Source organism: Waterburya agarophytonicola KI4 (assembly GCF_020640915.1).
Classification (GTDB): Bacteria; Cyanobacteriota; Cyanobacteriia; order Cyanobacteriales; family Xenococcaceae; genus Waterburya; species Waterburya agarophytonicola.
This window is the reverse complement of record NZ_JADWDC010000129.1, coordinates 1-4,422: the sequence shown is the minus strand read 5'-3', so window position 1 is coordinate 4,422 and position 4,422 is coordinate 1. Positions and strand designations below refer to the sequence as shown.

Genomic DNA, 4,422 nt, shown 5'->3' with positions numbered 1-4,422 from the left:
ACTGCATCAAAGATGCCCTGTTGAGCAGGCGCGCGTCCTACTGCTATTGTCATATGTTTCTAATCCTCTTGCTTAGATAAAGACTGCAAGATTTGTTAAACTCGCGCGTTCCCTTGCCCCTAGATGGGGCAGAAGCCCTTCTGGCGTAGGTTCGCTCGTCAAAATGTACTTTTCTATAATGCCCCAGGTAATAAACTCAACAAAATGTTGAGAAGTACCAAGTTTTATAAAACTTTACCAGATTACACAGTAATATTCTCTGTTACTGGACGAGATTATTTTCTCAATACTGCTACATTGTGTTTCTGTATAAGTACTGAGGTCTCTCACCCAAAATAACATGAAAACAATACTGATAGGTAATCGGGCTGGTTATCTGACCTCAATTTTGAGTCACTGTCTGGGGGCGACAGTCATTAAATTATTATTAGCAAAAAATTTACAAAATGACATACAAAAGTAAAAAATTGCCATAATTTTTTTAAATGTCTGTTAGCCAGGACTTTTTGATGGACAGGAGTCGATCTTACTTACAATTCAAAAAATAAAACTTGATTTCATATTTTCCGTTCAGTTTTCAGGAAAAAATAGTATTAATCAAATAAAAATTATCAACAATGACCACTAACAAAATAAAACAAAAAACTCTCAGACAAGATGTTTTAGGATCTCGCAGATTGAGTAATATTTTATGGGCTGCTATTGTGACTATGGGAGGAGTGGGATTTCTTTTAGCGGGATTATCTAGCTACTTCAAGACTAATTTGTTAATCGTTTCTGATACCAGCAATTTACAGTTTGTTCCTCAAGGAATTGCTTTAACTTTTTATGGCGTTGCTGGTTCGCTATTGGCAGTTTATCTCTGGCTTTTGGTAGTTTGGAATATAGGTGGTGGCTACAATAAATTCGATAAGGAAACAGGAAAAGTAATTATTTATCGCCAATCTTATCCAGGGAAAAACCGTAAAATTGAAGTGAATTTTCCCATTGCTGAGGTTCAGTCAGTTAGAGCAGAAATAAGAGATGGTTTGAGTCCCAAGCGTGCTTTGTATCTGCGCTCTAAGCAAAGAAGAGATATTCCTTTAACTCGCGTAGGTGAACCCATTGCTCTTTCTACTTTGGAAAATCAAGGAGCAGAATTAGCTAGGTTTTTGGAAGTACCTTTAGAAGGATTATAAACTAGACAATTTTTAGGTAAATGAGATCGCTGTATTGATGCTTGAGATTTTAAAAATCCAGAGCATTGATACCTGCGCGATCGAGAATTTCTGGAATTAAATCTTCTCGTTTTACTGCCATTAAATGAACTCCTTGACACATAGTCTGCGCCAGCTTGACTTGTTCGGCGGCGATTTTAACACCTTCTTCGAGAGGTTTTTCAGCATCTGCTAAACGTTGAATAATTGAATCGGGAATATCAACTCCAGGAACGTAATTATTAATAAATTTGGCATTCTTTGCTGATTTTAAGAGGAAAATACCAGCCAAAATTGGTTTGTCGCTGACTGAGGCAATTTGACTCATGAACTTGTCTAATTTATCGAAATCAGTGATCATCTGACTTTGAAAAAACTGCGCCCCTGCTTCTATTTTTTTCTCAAATCTTTTTTGCAATCCCGACCAACTTTTTAGCTGGGGATCGACAGCAGCCCCAGGAAATAAATTCAAAGCTTCGTCAGGCATTGTTTTATCATTAAAATCAATACCTGCATTCAGTTTGTTAATTAGTTTGAGCAATCTAACTGATTCTAGTTCAAAAACAGAACGAGATTTTTTATGATCGCCAGCTTTTACAGGATCGCCAGTTAGAGCCAGAACATTACGAATACCCAAGGCATAAGCCCCCATCAGATCTGCCTGCAAACCGATACAATTGCGATCGCGACAGGCAACTTGGCATACTGGTTCTATACCATGGTGTAAGAGAATGGTCGAAGCAGCCACGGAAGACATTCGCAAGACTGCGCGACTGCCATCAGTAACATTAACTGCATGAACTCTACCTTTTAACTTTTCTGCCACTTCTATCATTCTGGCAGGATTTCCCCCCTTGGGAGGGGCAACTTCGGCAGTAATCAAAAACTTGCCCTCGATTGCTGCTTGTCGAAGATTACTTGTCATTAGTTTATTAATTTTTGATGTTTAAATTGGATGTTATTGGTTAGATTTTAATGATTATAGAGGGGGAAGAAAGCCTAGAGCATCTTTAACTCTAGTTAAGGTTTGATTAGCCGTTAAACTAGCTTTATTTGCCCCATCTCGCAATATTGTATTGAGATAATCGCGATCGCTCATTAATTCGTGATATTTGTCTTGAATTGGCTTGAGAGCTTCGATTGTGGTATCAGTAAGTAAAGGTTTAAATTGTCCCCACCCCATATCTTGACATTCCGCTGTAACTTCCGATTTGGTTTTATTACCTAAAATTTGATACAGGCTCAATAAATTATGGCATTCTGGACGTTCTGGATCGTCGAATGTTAATCCTTTGATGGGATCGGTTTTACACTTTTTGATTTTTCTTTTAATCGCATCGGGGGGATCTAATAGATCGATCCGACTCAATTCAGAAGGATCTGATTTGGACATTTTTTTAGTCCCATCTGTCAGACTCATTACCCTAGCACCTTCTTTGCGGATCATTGGTTCGGGTACTTTTAAAACGGGCTGTTTTTTCTTACCAAATTTATCATTAACTCTGGCTGCAATATCTCTAGTTAATTCCAAATGCTGCTTTTGATCTTCTCCGACAGGTACAATATCCGCATCGTAGAGTAAAATATCCGCTGCCATAAGTACGGGATAGTCTAATAACCCTACTCCGACGTTTTCACCTTGTTTAACGGCTTTTTCCTTAAACTGGATCATTCTTTCCAACCAGTTTAGGGGAGTAATGCAGTTGAACAACCAAGTTAATTCGCTGTGGGCAGAAACGTGAGATTGAACAAAGATAGTCGAACATGCTAAATCAATATCGCAAGCTAAATATATGGCAGCTAATTTAAAAGTATTTTCCGCTAAAACCTTCGGATCGTGGGGTACAGTAATAGCGTGGAGATCGGCAAAAAAGAAATAATTATCGTAATCCTGCTGTATCTCCACCCAATTGCGGATTGCACCTAAATAATTGCCTAAGTGTAAGTTGCCTGTAGTTTGGATTCCCGATAAAACTCGTTTCTTGCTCATTTTTTGCTGTAAATTTATCTTAATAGAATATTCTCTCTTATTTAGGGCTTGTCATCAAAGGAAATTTCCCCATAATTTACTTTTTTATTAGAAATGGAAAAGCGATCGCGATCGTCTATAAGTAATTTTTCTTCGACCCAAATATTAACTCTAGGCATCTTAATTTTGGGAGCAATCTTGATTTTATCTCCCTTAATAGTTGTTTTTCAAAGTTCGATTACCTTCCCCGATGGTTCTTTCACTTTAGGTAATTATCAAGCAGCTTGGCAGAGAGGAAACTTTTTATCGGCTTTTGCCAATTCTACACTGGTTGCTTTAAGCGTTACAGCCTTGCAAATAATCACCTCGGCTTTGTGTGGCTATGCTTTGGCAAGATTAAATTTTAAAGGCAAACAAGCAATATTACTATTGATTTTAGCTACTTTAGTAATTCCCTTTCAATTGTTAGTAATTCCTATATTTATTATCTTAAAATATGCCCATCTAATTAATACCTATTGGTCATTAATTTTACCCACAGCAGCGAATGGCTTTGGTATTTTTTTAATGCGCCAATATTTCGCTAGTATTCCCATCGAATTAGAAGAAGCAGCTACCCTGGATGGTGCTAATCGACTGCAAGTTTTAACTCAAATCATGTTACCTCTGGCTCGTCCTGCTTTAGTTACTTTATTCTTATTTACTTTTATTGGCGAATGGAACGATTTATTTAAACCATTGGTGTTTACTACTCGTCCCGAATTAAGAACAGTTCAATTAGCTTTATCAGAGTTTCAAGAACAATTTACCAATGATTGGTCATTATTAATGGCAGCAGTGGTAATTGCCACTATTCCTGTCTTATTTTTATTTCTAATCGGTCAAAAACAATTTATTCAAGGTATTGGTTCGACGGGAATAAAAAACTAATAAACTAGTCTTCACAACTTCCTCAAGCTTTCGATTTATGTTCATGATAGAAAGTAGAGGAAGGAGAAAAAATGAATGCGGTTTTTTCTAACAGAACTGATGCAGGTCAAAAATTAGCCCAGCAGCTTACTGCTTATACCAATAACCCAGACACAATCGTGCTGGCATTACCTCGTGGTGGCGTACCTGTGACTTATGAAGTAGCTAAGAAATTGAATCTTCCCTTAGATGTTTGCTTAGTCAGGAAATTAGGTCTGCCCAATAGTCCAGAAACTTAAGAAGCCAAGTAAGGTTTTCATGCCTACAGCAGCCAGTCGATATCTCTGG

Annotated in this window: 4 protein-coding genes and 1 pseudogene; 3 read left to right on the top strand and 2 right to left on the bottom strand. The window is 37.5% G+C overall.

Translation table 11 applies throughout. The features are described from left to right. Window positions 1-617 precede the first annotated feature (617 nt). Window positions 618-1,178, top strand: coding sequence for a photosystem I assembly protein Ycf4 (locus tag I4641_RS23305; RefSeq protein ID WP_229642975.1), 561 nt, complete (start codon window positions 618-620; stop codon window positions 1,176-1,178). A 49-nt stretch (window positions 1,179-1,227) separates the two neighbouring features. On the opposite strand, the gene I4641_RS23300 is transcribed toward I4641_RS23305, so the two are convergent. Further along, window positions 1,228-2,121 (bottom strand): methylenetetrahydrofolate reductase, encoded by an 894-nt coding sequence (locus I4641_RS23300; protein ID WP_229642974.1) that lies wholly within the window; start codon window positions 2,119-2,121, stop codon window positions 1,228-1,230. Between the two features lie 54 nt (window positions 2,122-2,175). Continuing rightward, the gene (gene trpS, locus I4641_RS23295; protein WP_229642973.1) at window positions 2,176-3,186 is read right to left on the bottom strand and encodes a tryptophan--tRNA ligase; all 1,011 of its coding nucleotides are present in this window, start codon (window positions 3,184-3,186) and stop codon (window positions 2,176-2,178) included. Window positions 3,187-3,363: 177 nt separating this feature from the next. On the opposite strand from trpS, the gene I4641_RS23290 reads away from it, so the two are divergent. After that, window positions 3,364-4,095, top strand: a complete 732-nt coding sequence (locus I4641_RS23290; RefSeq protein WP_229642972.1) for a carbohydrate ABC transporter permease — start codon at window positions 3,364-3,366, stop codon at window positions 4,093-4,095. Between the two features lie 71 nt (window positions 4,096-4,166). After that, window positions 4,167-4,367: pseudogene (locus I4641_RS23285) on the top strand (phosphoribosyltransferase family protein); the annotation flags it as partial. Window positions 4,368-4,422 lie beyond the last annotated feature (55 nt).

Coding starts and splice junctions, on each gene's coding strand:
- trpS (WP_229642973.1), bottom strand. CDS start 3,186: ATGAGCAAGAAACGAGTTTTATCGGGAATCCAAACTACAGGCAACTTA.
- I4641_RS23300 (WP_229642974.1), bottom strand. CDS start 2,121: ATGACAAGTAATCTTCGACAAGCAGCAATCGAGGGCAAGTTTTTGATT.
- I4641_RS23305 (WP_229642975.1), top strand. CDS start 618: ATGACCACTAACAAAATAAAACAAAAAACTCTCAGACAAGATGTTTTA.